The following is a 14,467-nucleotide window of genomic DNA, read 5'->3' on the forward strand; positions in this document are numbered from 1 at the left end:
TGGGGTGGCTCGTTCACGGGAAATTGCCGTAACACTGATCGGCGTCGCCGACCAAACCGGAACGGAACGCGACAATCCGCGTGAAGCCGGCCGGCACGCTGTCACCGTCGGCATCGCTGGCGACGAGGTGATTGGTGAGCAGTCCGGACACTGCCTCATCGAGGTCGCCGGCGTTCAAGACCAGGTGACTGCCCGATGGCGTGGTCACGGGGGTCGCCATGCCACGCTGGGCGACTCCGGTGAGGCAGGCGGTGCGCAGCGCGGCGCGTTTGCCGGTCAGCGGCACACCCCGTTCCTGTTGGACGGCAAGCATGTAACGCGAAGTGACAACCGAAAAGGCAGTGTCGTCGCCCTGCAGGAGTTCACGGCTCTTGTCGTCGGCGTAGGTGCCAATACTTTGTAGCCCGGGAAGATCGACGTTGATGGTGTTCGTCGCGGGGCAGTAGGACGCCGGCGGGCTGGGCCGGGCGTTGGCGCACCCAGCGGAGCCGTCGACGGTCAGGGTCGGCGCATGTTGCGGGTGGAAGATCTCGGTCAGGGTCTCCGTCAACTGATTCAACGAGTTTTCGGTGATCGCCATCTCGCCGGGTGTCGAACCGTTCGGGGCATCGCTCTGCAGGGCGGGCGGGAGGCCCACGTGCCGGCGCTCGATTTCCTTGTGGTCGATGGCGGCACAGGTGGCGGCGTCGCCGTCGAAGCCCTCCTGGAATGCGCCGACCCGGTCGAGGGCGGAGCCGTGCGCGCCGGGGGCATTCTGCGATTCGTCCGTGGGGTCGCGCAGCGTGATTCCGCCGGCGATCACATGGTCGAGGCCGTCGGTGGTGTTCATCGCAAAGCGTGTCGAATGGCCCTCGGCGACCCAGTGCAAATAGACCCCGGCGAAGCAGTCGGCCTGTTGCTCCTTGACGATGGTGCGCGTCCCGGTGTGGACCGTGCGCGCCTTGGTCTGCACGGCGTGACCCATTTCGTGTGCGAGCACACCGGCCACCGCGGCATCCCCGAAGTACTTGCGCGCGTTCGGCATCAGCGACCCGCGGTCCCACGATATGGAGTCGTCGAGGCGGCAGTACGACGCGTTGGGGTCGCCGGCAACACGGCTCTTGCCGCACACACGTGGGCTCGCCGGATTGGTCGAGTCGTATGACCTGATCGTCTTCACCGGTCGGTACTGTCCGGAGAAGAATCGGGGGTAGGTCGCAGCCCAGAAGTCCTGAATGTCGTTGATAGCCAACAGGGAAATGCGATCGACGTCGCCACCGTCCGTGGACTTCACCACCCCGGTCGGAGCGGGCGCATCGGGTCGAACGCCGCTGAATCCGTCGGTGGCCTGCAACCCCCCGACGCGGTCAGGGTCGTACAACATCGAGGCCGCACGACCATCCATGACAGCGGGAGTACATCCAGCGGCCATCGGGAGCAACACAGCGAACAGCAGCGCTGCGCCGCGGTGCCAGCGATCCAGGAGCGGCACAATGGCACGCCGGTGCGGGCGGTGCTGCATGAGGTCCCTCCCGGCGGTCAATGCCGTTGGCGCTGGCAGGTAGGCGTTACCCGTCAGCGACGTTAGCCCAAACTGGCGGGCGTCACGCTGCGAACAACGCGCAATCAGTCCGCCACGACATGCACCGCGGCCCCGCTTGCCAGCAATTGCGACGCGGTCAACCCGAAGGTGGCCTTGAATGTGTCGGACAGATGCGAGGGACTGGCGAAGCCGGCCTCGGCGGAGGCTTCGGTCAGACTCCGCCCCGCAGCGATGGCGGCACCGACGCACAGCAGACGCGCCCAGGACCGGTACCGGCGCAGGCTCGTGCCGGCGTCACGCCGGAACAGGTGCAGGAAGCGAGATTCCGAGAGGCCGGCCTCGGCGGCGAGCTCGCGAAGCGGTGGGGCCTCGGACGGCGCAACGTTGATCCGTGTCATCGCCGCCGCGATCCGCGGGTCCATCGTCTGAACCGACGCGGGTGCGGCCCGCTCGAGCCATTGCCACGCCCGGTCGGTGTCCGACGGCATAGTGGTGAGGGCACCGCGCGCGGAGTGGTCGACGAAGATTCCGTTGGGCGACTCCCGGCACTGGTCGCGGCACGTGCCGGCGCGCCCCGACGAGGGGTCGAGGTAGCAGGACATTAGCCGTCCGCCGTGCGTATCGAGCTCATGGTCCACCCGCGGCGGCACCAATGCGGTGCGGGAAGTGACTGTCCGGCCGTTGGCCGTCACGCTGAGGTCGCGATCGACGCCGACAACCAGACACCACACCGAGCCTGAGTGGTGACCCAGCTCCAGGCTCGGGCCCGCGTAGAGCCCGTATCCGGGCCACAACCACACAGCCGGGCAGCAGGTTTGTGGAAGCGCGGACGCGACCGTCGCTGCCATTGTTGTCTCCCATGGACCATCTGGACACAATTGTCACCGTCATCGTCGCAGTGTTCTTCGCCGGTATGGGCGTGTACGGACTCGTCACCCCGAACCGGCTGGTCTCGCCGTTCGGAATCGCACTGGACTCGGTGACTGCTCGATCGGAGGTGCGAGCGGTCTACGGCGGCTTCGGTTTGGCGATTGCCGGCGTGCTGGGCACAGCGGTGGTCCGGGCCGATCTCCGGGCAGGCATCGTGGTCACGGTGGCGGCGGCGCTGGCGGCATGGCCTTCGGTCGATTGACCTCGCTGGTGGACGGCCGGTCGTCGTTCTGTCGCAACTGGTTTTACTTCTGTGTCGAGTCTGCCGCCGCCGCAGCGCTATTCGTCATTGCCGGTGCCGGTTGAAGCCGTCGCTTACGGCCTCAGGGATGCAGGTTCCACTGGCCGCAGTCCTGGGCCAGAACGTCGTTCACGTCGACCTCCTGACCGCCGACGATAGGCCCCGGACTCGATGCGGTGCTCACAATGCGTTGATAGAGCACCGCGGCGGGATCGACCTGGCCGTGCGACCAGGACCGGGTCTGCCAAGCCCATCGGTGACCAGGAGTGCGGGAATTTCCGATGACGCCATCGGCGGCGGCCCACTGGCACACGTTGATACCGCCGTACACGCCGGTGCGCTGCACTCCGATCACCGAGTTGATGCCGCGAAACCACTGCAGCGCCACCCTGTTCCAGGTGTCGCGATTGATGTCGTCGTCGACGGTGAAGAAGATCGGCGCGCTCTGGCCCCCACCAGCCGCCGCGTGCAACTGCGCGGCGGTGCGGGCGTCTGCAACACCGCCGGCGAAACCGCGAAGGAAGTCCGACGGTGCGGTTCCGCCCGGCTTGCCGTACTGGTAGTTGCTGACGATCACCAACCCGTTGGCGGTCAGCGACTCCGCGTAGGGCCTCGTAATCGGTTTGGCGCCAAAGGACGATCCGGGACGTGACAGCGAAACGTAGTTGACCACCCCGGAATGGCCGGCGGCCCGAATGTCCTGTGCCGGAATCTGATGCATGGCGAAGTCGATGAGCGTGGGGGCCGCGGCCCTGGCGGTCGGGATACCGGCACCGACCGATGCCGCCCCCAAGCCGGCCAGCGCCGATGCGGCGGTGGCAAAACGAAGCGCGTCACGCCGGGAAACCGGGCGTGATCGCCGGAGGCCGCCAGTCGCCGACGAGTCCTGCATCGCGCGATGTTAACAATGTGACTGCTGTTAACCGGTGAGGCCACGCTGACCGTGTTGGTTTCGAAATGGCAACGTTCCACGACCCACTTCAACGGGCTCTCGTCGCTTTACGGTCGCCCGATCGGTGATCGCTAAGCTGGCTGTGAATCGTCGTCGAAAGAGAGTGCCGCCAGCATGCCAGCGGAAAGTCCGGACAGTGAAGACAAAGGGCCCGTCCGGAGGATCGTGCTCGGTTACAGCGCACTGCTGGCTCTCACCGCGGGATTCGTCAACGCTGTTGCGTTGCTCATCTTTGCGCTTCCGGTCGGTAACCTGACCGCGTTGACCACCCAGTTGGGCATGAAGACCGCCAATCCCTGGCTGTATGAAGGCCACGTGCTGCTCGCCGTGTTGGTGGGGTTCTTCGTCGGAGCAGTGCTCGCCGGGGTCGCTCTGCCGACTCCGCGGCAGGTGGTCGACAGCCGAGCAGCGGCCGTGCTCTGTCTAGAAGCGGTATTCCTGCTCCTCGCCGCCGCGGGCGTGGAGGAGACCTTCGTCAAGAATCTGATCACCAGTTCAGGCATCGAGGCGCCCGCCGTCCAAGCGCTGTTCGCTGCGGGAGCGCTAGGTCTGCAGAATGGGCTCACGTCGAGCTTTCGCGAGATGGCGGTCCGGACAACACATTTCACCGGGACAATCACCGACCTGGGTCTGATCGTCGGGCGCAGCCGGACGCAGGGGATCGACAGCTTCAAAGCCACCACGCTCGGCGTGACGTTGCTGCTGTTCCTGACCGGCGGTGCGGCTGGACTGCTTGCCGGCGCCCGTTTCGGTGGGTACGCACTCCTCGGCCCGGCGCTGGCCTGTATCGCGATGGCTGCAGTAGCACTGTGGCGGTCGGCCGGCCCTCGCGACCGGATGGCAAGCTCACCCGATCGCGAGAAGCGGGTTCCAGCCAGCGAGAATTGATGCGGCGTCTCGCGCGGTCACTACGGCGACGCCGGCCGCAGGGCTGCGGACAGGCCGGCTCGTGATCGGATGCCCAGTTTGCGGTAAACGTTACTGAGATGCCTTTCAACGGTTTTCGGAGCGACGAACAGCTCGGCGGCGATTTGTTTGTTGGATTGCCCGGCGGCGGCGCGTTCGGCGATTTGACGCTCAGCGGTCGTGAGCCCGATCTCCGCATCAGTCGGGCCGGCCAGGCGTACTAGTTCGGCGCGTGCACGATCGGCCCACAGCGGTGCGCCGAGGCGTTCGAAGGTGTGCAACGCCTCGCGCAGGTCAGGCTCGGCTGCCTGCTTGCGGCGCCGGCGCCGGCGAAGTTGTCCGAGCAGGAGCTGGGTGCGGGCGTTTTCGAACGGCATAGGCAACCGCCGATGGTGTGCCATCGCTTGTTGGGCTGCGTGCTCCGCGGCCTCGAGTTCACCCAACGCCGCGAGTAGGTGACTTCGGCCGCGGGCTCCGATTGCTTGCATCCATGGCCGGTCGTGTTGTGCACCATTGTGTTCGAGTGCGGCAACGAGCGATTCGGCCTCGTCGGTGCGTCCGAGCGCGGTCAGTGCCTCGATCGCATCGGGAAGCCAACCGCCCATGACGATTTCGGTATCATGGCTCGGGTCGAATGCCTCGATTAGTGGTTGCACCACCGTGACTGCTTCGGAGTATTCACTCCGGGATACAGCGAGGAATGCCAAGGCGGTGATGGGCGGGCGGACCAGGTAGAAGGTCGCGGTTGCCTGGGCGTTGTGGAGTGACTCACGAGCTGCCGTAGCGGCTTTGAGCTCGTCTCCGCTATGAGCGGCAATCATTGCCTGACATCCCCACAGGCCGACCATGACGTGGCGACCGCCAATTTGCTCGGCGCGCTGGAGGGCATCGTCGATGAGTTCGGTCGCCTCGCTGTAACGGCCCATCCACATGTTGATCCTGGCCGCTTCGGTGGTGGCCCAGAGGATGTCGATCTCGGTTCCGCTCTGCAGCGCACGTCGCTGCACCCGGGTCATCTGTTCGCGCGCCCGGTCGAGTTGGCCGGCCCAGGCGGTGGTGAGTGCGGCGACCGCGCTGGCTCGCAGCGTCACCGCCGCCTGCGTGTCGGGGTCCTCCAATGCCAGCGCCGTCTTCAGTGATCGCTCATCGAGGCCCAGCCCGTGCATGAAGCTGACCAGCACCCAGATGGCCAGGGCCTGGCTGCGGAGGCTGTCGATGCCAAGCCGCTCGGCTTCGGCGACGGCGATTCGGGCGTGTTCAACGCATGCACTCATCTGGCCGGCTTGATTCATTGCCGGTACCAGCAACAGGCGAGCGTGCAGTGTCAGTGCAGGTTGGTCGGCGACCTCGATGGCCTCATTGAGGTAAGCGATGGCACTGGCCATGCCTTCATCGTGTGCTGAGCCTCCGGCGAGGAGCATCAGCGCGCTCCAGCGCAGGAAGCCTCGGGCCGGCAGGTCGTCGATGGTCGACTGGACATGACTGCGGGCTTGGTGCAACGTGCCGGACCGGAAATGCTGTTCCGCTGCGCGCAGGCGCCGAATGGGTGTGTCGCCCCCGAGCTTGATGGCCAATTCCAGCAATTCGGCGGCGACGGCCGGAGCGCCCTTGGCCGCGGTCACCTCGGCGGCCTCGTCGAGCGCCTGCAATGTGGACGGGTCACCGGTGGTCGAGGCCAGCGCGAGGTGTCGCGCCTTGAGCTCCGGTTCTTCGACGACCGCCGCGAGTTTGCGGTGCATGTCCCGGCGTTGCGACGGGCTCGCGCCGGTGTAGATGCCGCGGGCGAACAAGGGATGGCAGAAGTGCACCGCGTTGCCCCTCAACTCGACGATCCCTGACGATTCGACAGAATCGATGATCTCGACCACGCGGTCGGCGGTGAGATCGACGGCGCTGCTCAGCCGCTCGACGGTGGGTGGCACAGCGCAGGCCGCTGCCAGCATCACCGCGGCGACCTCACGGCCGGGCCGGCCGATTCGCTGGCGTACCAACGTGGCAAGGGAATCGGGCAGGTCGACCACGTCGTGGGACGGCTTGGCTGCGACGGAACGGGCCAACTCCAGCGCGAAGAACGGATTGCCGTCCGATATTTCGTGTATCCGAGTGACGATCGGACGGGGCAGAGTGTGGCCCAGCCGCTGCGAGACGAGTGTGTGGATGTCGTCGAAAGTCATGGGACGCAGCCGGATCCGGGCCGTCGAGTCCGGACGAGCGAACCGCAGCCACGACAGCGGGTCCGCCGGTCCGGCATCACCGGTGCGGACCGAGGCAAGTATGCCCACCGGGCCGTTCAGGCGGCGCGCGGTGTAGCTCAACACGGCCTGACTCGACGCGTCCAACCACTGCGCGTCATCGATCAACAGCAGCACGGGCCCCGCGAAACTGGGATGCTGGACGACCGATAGGAACGCCGCGGCAACGATGCGCTCATTCGTGGGTGGACCGTCGCCCTCGAGAGCGATCACTCGCTCGAGGCTGGTTCGCTGCACCGCCGGCAGGTCCGCGTACACGTCGGCGTCGACGGTTCTCAGCAGATCAGCGACGACCCCGAATGCGTACCGCACTTCGGTGGGCGAGCCGCAGGTCGACAGGACTCGAATACCTTGGGCGCCAGCTGTTTCGGCGGTCTGCCAGACAAGCGTCGTCTTGCCGATACCGGCGGCGCCCTCAACCACCATCCCGGCTGGGCTGGACGACATCCTGGTCAGAAAGCTCTGCGTCGCCAGGGACTCTTGTTGCCGACGGCCCTGCCCCCCATATGAGCACGATATGAGTCTGACAGACAACTTACAGGGGCTTCACAGGACAGTCCGGGTTTCTGCAGGGATTTCTTCAGCCTCCCGCGGGCGCGATGAAGCGATCGAGGCCGGCGGCTGTCTGCGGCGTGGCGAAGTCTGTTGTCGCACAGACCATATGCAAGCAAAAGGGCCCCCGCCGGGACGGGGGCCCTTGCTGCTTTACGGGTCTACTTGGGTGGCATCCGAATGCCACCATCCACGCGAACGACTTCGGCGTTCATGTAGGAGTTGGTGAGCAGCTCGACGACCATGGAGGCCAGCTCGTCCGGCTTGCCGAGGCGGTGGGGGAACAGCACCGATTCACCAAGCTTGGCCTTGAACGCCTCCGACGCTTCTCCTTCGCCATAGATCGGCGTGTCGATCAAGCCGGGCGCCACAGTGTTCACCCGGACACCGACGGCTGACAGGTCACGCGCGACCGGCAGCGTCAGGCCCACGACGCCGCCCTTCGACGATGAGTAGGCCGCCTGGCCGATCTGGCCGTCGAACGCCGCGACGCTGGTCATGTTGACAATCGCACCGCGCTCACCGGTCTCGGTGAACTCGTTCTTGCTCATCTGGGTCGCGGCGATACGGATGCAGTCGAACGTGCCGACCAGGTTGATCGCGAGGACTTTCTTGTAGGCATCGAGATTGTGCGCCGACGCGAACTCGCCGTCCTTGCCGATCGTCCGCTGCGCCCAGCCGATACCGGCGGAGTTGACCAGCGCGCGTAGCGGGCCGAGATCCGCGGCGGTGTTGACCGCGTCGATGATCTGGTCGGTGTTGGTGACGTCGACGGCGACGAACACACCGCCGATCTCATGAGCAAGGGCTTCTCCCTTGTCGCCCTGGAGGTCGGCAACGACGACCCGGGCACCCTTGGCGGCCAATTGGCGGGCAGTCGCCGCGCCGATTCCTGACGCGCCGCCGGTGACGACTGCGCTAGCTCCATTGATATCCACGTCGACAGATTACGCACCGCGTGCTGTGCCTAGTCGGGAGGCTCGTTCTCCTCGACCCGGACGGTGACGTCTTCGCGATCGCTGGGTTTACCGGGAACGCCTTCGGCTTCGCGTTCGTCGGCAATCTTGCCGTCCAGCTGGTCGACGATGTCTTCCAGTTCGTTCGCCCGACCCAGCGGGTCTTCTTTTTCGGGTTTGGTCATATCACTTCCGTTGGCTTCGGGACTTTGGCCGGCGGCCACGTCGACGCGAAGGCAAGGTTGGTGATACCCCGCTGTGCCGAGCCCAAACGGGTACACAGTGGTGTCCGGGGGACGTCGTTGGCGAGACGTCTTAAAAAGCGAAGGGAAGCCGAAACATGTTGGACGGACTTATAGGCGTGGTTCGGAGCCTGACTGGGGTGGTCGGTGCGATCGTCGGGGTGCGACACGGCACCGAAGAACCGACATACACCGCCGAGCAGATCACGTCGCGGGTGGAGATCCGCCACTACGGTCCACGCATTGCCGCAGAAACAACGGTTACCGCTGAAGAAGTCGCAGCGCGCAGCGATGGGTTCCGTCGCCTCGCGGGCTACATCTTCGGGGGCAATCAGGTGCGCGAGAAAATCGCCATGACTGCACCAGTCGCACAACAGGACGGTACGGCCGGCGGCGAAAAGATTCCCATGACTGCGCCCGTGTCCGAGAGCGCTGCCGGTAAGGGCGAGTGGCTGATTCGATTCTTCATGCCGGCGGGCAAGCCGATCGAGTCCCTACCGCGACCCAACGATCCGGCGGTGCAGCTTGTCACCGTCCCGGCGGAGACCGTCGCGGTGCGGCGCTTTTCCGGTAGCACCAGCGCGCAAGCAGTCGCGCGCGAGACCGCGCAGTTGAGGCAGACGTTGAAGGAGACAGGTTTCGAGGCCACCGGTGTACCCGCAGCGTGGTTTTACGATCCGCCGTGGACTCTTCCGGTGTTGCGGCGCAACGAGATTGCGATACCGGTCGATTCGCATTCATGACGAAACAGGAGCCGCCAATCGTTCGACGGCCTCGTCGAGGGAATGCAGGTACGCCACTGCAGTCGGCAACCGCAGAGCTTCCCAACCCGGACCGGCAACCAGCACACGAGGTTGGGGTCGCGCTTTGCGAAGCGCCCGTACGGCGGCAACCTCGGCGGTGCGTTCAGTCTGTGCCCACAGCAAAACCGTGACCAGTTCGGCTCGACGCTCGATGGCGTCGAGGATGGCGGCAGTCGGAACCGCGGCGCCCAGCATCAATGCGGTGTGACCGCGCTCGCACAACGCGGCACGAACGGCTTCCAGAGCCAGAGTGTGCCTGTCGTTCGCAGCACACGCCAACAGAACGGTCTCGGCTGTATTGTTGGGCGACATAGGGATTCGCTGCAGGCAGCTCATCACCGTCCAGGACAGCAAGTGTTCGACATCGATGCAGCGATCACCGCCGGCTTGCTGGCTCGAGATTTCGGCAAAGACAGGCCGGATCAGCGAACGCCAGGTCTCCAGCACTCCGTAGTGACCGAGGTGACGGTCGATGAGGCGCGCCGCAGTGAGTTCTTCGAGCGCGAACAGAGCAGTGAGGAGCGCCGCCGTTTGGGTCGGCGCGGGGACCAGGGCCTGCATCGCAGTATTCGCAGCGCTGCGGGCGTCGACGCCCTTGGCAATCAGCCTGCTCATGTGCCGTAGCGCGGCGATGTCGGTGTCGGTGTAGAGACGGTGTTGACCCGGCGCATGGCTGAGGGGACCAACGCCGTAGCGGTGGCTCCAACTACGAAGCGTTGCAGTGGGTACACCGATACGTTGCGCGGCCGCGCGCACGGTGTAGCGCGGTTGCACTTGCTCCTTGAGGGCACCTGCCGACAGATCTCGGCGCCGGCGGCGACCTTTGACGCGCTGGTCCAAGCGACTCACCGATCCTCGTCCGGCACCGGCAGGGTTTCCCTGCACGGCGACAACCAGTCTAGGACACCGGCCGGAAGATCAGACGCTGATCGCGGAAAGCATTACTGCTTCGACAAATTCGACGGATCCGGTTGAGAAGCGTCGTCTCACAGATTCAGATCGGCCGATCGCTTCGCTTCGACCCGGCGGACGCGCCGACCCTCGACGAGCAACCACGCAGTGCCGGCTGCGCCGGCGGTGCCTGCGATGCCGCCCATCAAGTACGACCATCCCGTGCTGCCGTAGGCGGCGGCCGCCAAGCACACCACCATCGCCACTACGCCTACCGCTAGAAGAAAGATGCCCAGCATGTCGCGAGAGTTCTTGAACCACTCGCCGGCGCGCTGGTGCGTCGTCCGGGCGTGGTCGGTCGGATTCTGATGTGCGGTCACGCTCGTGGTCTTCCTGGTCGGTCGAAAGTCACTGTGGAAAAGGGAAAATCGGTCACTGCGCTTGTTCCCTCTTGACGCGATGCCGCTTCTCCTCGCTGCGTGCTTCCGCACCGCTCTGGCCGACGTCGAAAGGTGTGTCGGGGAAGGTTCGCCCGACGTACCTGCCCACCTCGCCGTCTTTACCCTCGCGCGAGTTTGCGACCTGGGGGTCCGACGGGACATCGGCCTCTCGGGTGTCGTGGGATCGCATGCTGTCCTTCAACTTTTCGGTCAGCTCGCCGATTTTGAGTTTGGCTCGGTCAATGAAAGTCATGGGATCTCCGTTCGGCGGCCCATGCGGGCCTACTTCGTTGGATAGGGACTACCCGCGTTAGGCGCGGGCAACACATCAATCGATGCAAAAACGCTGCAGAATTGCGTTGTCGACGATCCGTTTACGGGTAACCGCGCAGAGTCGAACAACGAAATCTAGGAGTAATCATGGCAAGTGGCATCGCAACGATCTGGCTTCCGGTGGATGACATGAATCGAGCAGTCCAGTTCTATGGCCAAACGTTGGGCCTGTCGGTGAAGAGTGAGAGTGACGAGTGGTCGGAGTTGGACGCCGACGGTGTCACCATCGGCCTGAACGCGCGCGAAGACACCCACAAGGGCGGCACCGGAGGAGCGGTCCTGACGTTCCAGCCCAGCGGCGATCTGTTCAACGAGGTCGCGCGGTTGACGGAGGCAGGCGTCGAGTTCGTCGACGAGGTCAGCACGCACCCTTGGGGCCGCATCGCGTCATTCAAGGACTCCGAGGGCAACGACCTCCAGCTCTTCGGGCCACCGCCGGAGTGATGTTATCGCGTGATCGCGCAATCGATTTGGCGCTACAGGCGGCGACCGTCTTTTATCACGGTCGCCGCCTTCGCGTGATTAGGAGTGGTCGCGATGGTGGCTACCGGACTTGGCCAACCCGCGGGCGACCATATAGCCGATGGTCAGCCAGGTGATGTAGCGCAGAGCCTCGGCCGCACCGAACGGGTCAGGGCTGCCCTGATCATTACCGCCGACGATGAAGGCGGTGACCATCACTGCGGTGACCGCGCCGATGTAGAGGATCAGCTCGGTGGTCTTGAACGAAGCCTTTGTCTCACGGCCACAGTTGGATTCGACGTTGTGACCCCTCGCCGAGGCGGCGCCGTTTCCGACGGGGGCATCGGTGCGGGGTGTTGCTACTGGTGTGCTGCTGGTAGTCATTGGTACTCCTTCTAGACGGCTGACTGATGTCAGCCGTGAGTTATTGCGCGCCCGGTCGAACGTGAACGGTCGCGTAGCCGGTGAGTGGCGGTCTCCCGGCGCGGATTGTTTTCGGCACGGAATCGTTTGGCCCGTGCCCGGTTTACGAGCTCAGGGCGCTCTGAGCGCGCTCCGTGGGTGTTGAGTAATTCAGTATGTCCGTGGCTCGAGCGATTGCTCACCGGATTCGACTCCTCCGGCCCGGACTCGGCGTTGTCTGCCGCGTCTCCAGTCTACGCGAGAAGCCTCCGTGGCGTATTTGCCCTGCTTCCAAACGGTTTCCTGGCGGCGCGGCCGGGGTACCACCTTTCAAATGACATCCCTATGGCTAAGTGACCGACCCGAACAGCCACGGGCTGCAACTGTGATTGACGACGCTGACCGGCGTGCCGATGTCATCGTGGTCGGCGCCGGGATCACCGGTTTGATGACTGCGGTGCTGCTGGCACGGGCCGGCAAAGATGTGGTGGTGCTGGAAGCCCGCACGGTCGGCGCCTGCACAACGGGAAACACCACGGCGAAGATCAGTCTGCTTCAAGGAAGCCACCTTTCGAAGATTCTACCCAAACACGGCGAGAGGGTCTCTCGCGCGTATCTGGACGGCAACCGCGAAGGCCAGAGTTGGGTAGTGAATTACTGCGCTTCGCACGACATAGCCGTGCAGCATGAAGACGCCTACACCTACGCGCAGTCCGGCGACGGCGTCGCGTCTGCCCTCGCCGAATACGAGGCGTGCCGGGCGGTCGGCCTACCCGCGACGTGGGAGGACGACGCCGACGTGCCATTCCCGTATCACGGCGGCGTCCGGTTGGCCGACCAGGCGCAGTTCGATCCGATCTCCTTCTTGGACGCGTTGGCCGTCGAATTCCTCGGCCACGGCGGGCGGTTGATCGAGCACACCCGCGTGCGCGGGGTGTCCGGCCACGGAAGAAATTTGCGCGTTCAGGTCAACGACGCTGCCGAGCGGGAGACGGAATTCACCACTGGGCAACTGGTTCTGGCCACGGGCATTCCGATTCTCGATCGTGGTGGCTACTTTGCCCGGCTCAAGCCGAGCCGGTCCTACTGCTTAGCTTTCAAGGTGCCCGGTGACATCACTCGGCCCATGATGATTTCCACCGATTCGCCCTCGCGTTCGGTCCGGTACGCACCTGTTGCGGACGGAGAGCGATTGATCGTCGGGGGTGCGGGCCACACCGTAGGCCGCGAGAAGAGCCCGTCGAAGGCCCTCGCGGAGCTGTCGGGTTGGACTCGCAAGTACTACCCGGGTGCTGAGCAGACGCATTTCTGGTCTGCGCAGGATTACACGCCGATCGACGACTTGCCTTATGTCGGGCCCATCTTGCCGGGCAGCGAAAGCATTTTGTTTGCAACAGGTTTCAGCAAATGGGGAATGACGAACGGCCCCGCCGCAGCGTTGGCGCTGTCAAGTCGCATATTGGGCGGACGGATGGATTGGTCGAGTGCTTTCGCCAGCTGGAGTACACACGAACTTTCCGGCCTGCGAACGGCGCTGCAGTCGAATCTCCAGGGTCGGATTCAACTTGACCAAGGGCTGGATCACCCCGTCGACTCGGACCGGCCATCGCACCCCCGGTGAGGACGAGGGTGGTGTGGTCAGCGGTCCCCCTTGGCATCTCGAAGCCAGATGTCGGGTAGCGGGCATCGAGCACCGCATCTCACCGGTGTGCCCGCACCTGGGTGGAATCGTGAACTGGAACGACGCCGACGAAGCCTGGGAATGTCCTCTGCACGGGTCACGTTTCGCCCCGGATGGCACCCTGCTCGAGGGCCCGGCCACGCGCGACCTCACCGCTTCACGCTGAAACGGGAAGTTGCGACGACATCGTGGCCACCATTGAAGACGAGCTCTTCGAAGCGATGGGCGAGCGGCGCGGAGCCGCGGCTGCCGATGAGCTGTGTGCGGCTTGTGTGAAGCTCCTGGAAATCGACGCCGCGGCAATCTCGCTGGTCTTCGAAGGTGCCAACATCGGCACGCTGGGCGCGAGCGGGTCGGCCGCGCGACGGTATGACGAGGAGCAGTTCACGCACGGCGAGGGCCCCTGTCTCGACGCGGTGGCCCGCCGCGCACCTGTCGCGGTGACCGATCTGGCCGATCCTGCCGAGAACCGTTGGCCGGCGTACGGGCCGGCGATGCTGGCGCACCAGATTCGCGCCGTGTACGCAATGCCGATCGCCGTAGCCGGTGAGTACGTGGGCGCTCTCGACCTCTACCATTCAGAACCCGCAGCATTGACTGTCGAGCAGGTGGCTGGTTTGGTGGAAGCAGCCGAGCTCGCACAGATACCGATTCTGGATCTGCTGGATCAGGACTTCGATCAGGCAGCCGCCTCACCCGGCAGCGACGCCTGGAACGAGCTCGCAGCGCTGACACGCGCTGAAGTCAGCCAAGCCACGGGAATGCTCATGGCTCAACTGGATATCTCCGCACCCGTCGCCCTTGTCCGGCTACGGGCACACGCCTACACCGTCGGCCGCAGCGCCACTGAGGTCGCCCGCGACATCTTGCACAACGGCCTGCGATTGGACCCCAACTGATGC

The 14,467-nt window shown here is 64.9% G+C and carries 14 protein-coding genes and 2 pseudogenes; 6 read left to right on the forward strand and 10 right to left on the reverse strand.

All coding sequences use genetic code 11. The features are described 5' to 3' along the window. Positions 1-13 precede the first annotated feature (13 nt). A complete protein-coding gene (locus tag CYU59_RS09760; RefSeq protein WP_292988633.1) occupies positions 14-1,384 on the reverse strand; it encodes a neutral zinc metallopeptidase in 1,371 nt (456 codons plus the stop codon). A gap of 221 nt (positions 1,385-1,605) precedes the next feature. Next, positions 1,606-2,370, reverse strand: a complete 765-nt coding sequence (locus CYU59_RS09765) for an AraC family transcriptional regulator (RefSeq protein ID WP_292988635.1) — start codon at positions 2,368-2,370, stop codon at positions 1,606-1,608. Between the two features lie 20 nt (positions 2,371-2,390). Here CYU59_RS09765 and CYU59_RS09770 point away from each other — a divergent pair. After that, a pseudogene (locus tag CYU59_RS09770) lies at positions 2,391-2,758 on the forward strand (DUF4345 domain-containing protein). A 17-nt stretch (positions 2,759-2,775) separates the two neighbouring features. On the opposite strand, the gene CYU59_RS09775 reads toward CYU59_RS09770, so the two are convergent. Next, positions 2,776-3,585, reverse strand: coding sequence for a DUF1906 domain-containing protein (locus CYU59_RS09775; protein WP_292988637.1), 810 nt, complete (start codon positions 3,583-3,585; stop codon positions 2,776-2,778). Positions 3,586-3,759: 174 nt separating this feature from the next. On the opposite strand from CYU59_RS09775, the gene CYU59_RS09780 reads away from it, so the two are divergent. Next, positions 3,760-4,533, forward strand: coding sequence for a YoaK family protein (locus CYU59_RS09780; RefSeq protein WP_292988639.1), 774 nt, complete (start codon positions 3,760-3,762; stop codon positions 4,531-4,533). Positions 4,534-4,553: 20 nt separating this feature from the next. Here the strand turns inward: CYU59_RS09780 and CYU59_RS09785 are convergent, their stop codons facing one another. The 3 genes from CYU59_RS09785 to CYU59_RS09795 form a co-directional block, all read right to left on the reverse strand. Then, positions 4,554-7,337 carry a LuxR family transcriptional regulator gene (locus CYU59_RS09785; protein WP_292988641.1) on the reverse strand — a complete coding sequence of 928 codons (2,784 nt, stop codon included), beginning with the start codon at positions 7,335-7,337 and terminating at the stop codon, positions 4,554-4,556. A 179-nt stretch (positions 7,338-7,516) separates the two neighbouring features. After that, positions 7,517-8,293 (reverse strand): SDR family NAD(P)-dependent oxidoreductase, encoded by a 777-nt coding sequence (locus CYU59_RS09790; RefSeq protein WP_292988643.1) that lies wholly within the window; start codon positions 8,291-8,293, stop codon positions 7,517-7,519. A gap of 29 nt (positions 8,294-8,322) precedes the next feature. Beyond that, a complete protein-coding gene (locus CYU59_RS09795) occupies positions 8,323-8,496 on the reverse strand; it encodes a hypothetical protein (RefSeq protein WP_292988645.1) in 174 nt (57 codons plus the stop codon). Between the two features lie 155 nt (positions 8,497-8,651). Between CYU59_RS09795 and CYU59_RS09800 the strand changes: the two genes are divergently transcribed. After that, positions 8,652-9,296, forward strand: a complete 645-nt coding sequence (locus tag CYU59_RS09800; RefSeq protein WP_292988647.1) for a heme-binding protein — start codon at positions 8,652-8,654, stop codon at positions 9,294-9,296. Here the strand turns inward: CYU59_RS09800 and CYU59_RS09805 are convergent. The 3 genes from CYU59_RS09805 to CYU59_RS09815 form a co-directional block, all read right to left on the reverse strand. Next, positions 9,291-10,205, reverse strand: coding sequence for a MerR family transcriptional regulator (locus CYU59_RS09805; protein ID WP_292988649.1), 915 nt, complete (start codon positions 10,203-10,205; stop codon positions 9,291-9,293). The two genes, CYU59_RS09800 and CYU59_RS09805, sit on opposite strands and share 6 nt — an antisense overlap. A 137-nt stretch (positions 10,206-10,342) precedes the next feature. Next, on the reverse strand, positions 10,343-10,627 hold the full coding sequence (locus CYU59_RS09810) for a LapA family protein (protein WP_292988651.1): 285 nt from the start codon (positions 10,625-10,627) through the stop codon (positions 10,343-10,345). Positions 10,628-10,679: 52 nt separating this feature from the next. After that, positions 10,680-10,940, reverse strand: a complete 261-nt coding sequence (locus CYU59_RS09815; RefSeq protein ID WP_363114321.1) for a hypothetical protein — start codon at positions 10,938-10,940, stop codon at positions 10,680-10,682. A 167-nt stretch (positions 10,941-11,107) separates the two neighbouring features. Between CYU59_RS09815 and CYU59_RS09820 the strand changes: the two genes are divergently transcribed. Next, entirely contained in the window at positions 11,108-11,464 is a 357-nt protein-coding gene (locus CYU59_RS09820; protein ID WP_292988653.1) for a VOC family protein, read from the forward strand. A 78-nt stretch (positions 11,465-11,542) separates the two neighbouring features. Here CYU59_RS09820 and CYU59_RS09825 read toward each other — a convergent pair whose 3' ends face one another. Continuing rightward, on the reverse strand, positions 11,543-11,866 hold the full coding sequence (locus tag CYU59_RS09825; protein WP_292988655.1) for a hypothetical protein: 324 nt from the start codon (positions 11,864-11,866) through the stop codon (positions 11,543-11,545). Positions 11,867-12,218: 352 nt separating this feature from the next. Between CYU59_RS09825 and CYU59_RS09830 the strand changes: the two are divergent. Both CYU59_RS09830 and CYU59_RS09835 read left to right on the forward strand, forming a co-directional pair. Further along, positions 12,219-13,731: pseudogene (locus CYU59_RS09830) on the forward strand (FAD-dependent oxidoreductase). Positions 13,732-13,786: 55 nt separating this feature from the next. After that, a complete protein-coding gene (locus CYU59_RS09835; protein WP_292989039.1) occupies positions 13,787-14,464 on the forward strand; it encodes a GAF and ANTAR domain-containing protein in 678 nt (225 codons plus the stop codon). Positions 14,465-14,467: the final 3 nt, after the last annotated feature.

Origin of the sequence: Mycobacterium sp., assembly GCF_002863225.1 — a bacterium.
Lineage (GTDB): Bacteria > Actinomycetota > Actinomycetes > Mycobacteriales > Mycobacteriaceae > Mycobacterium.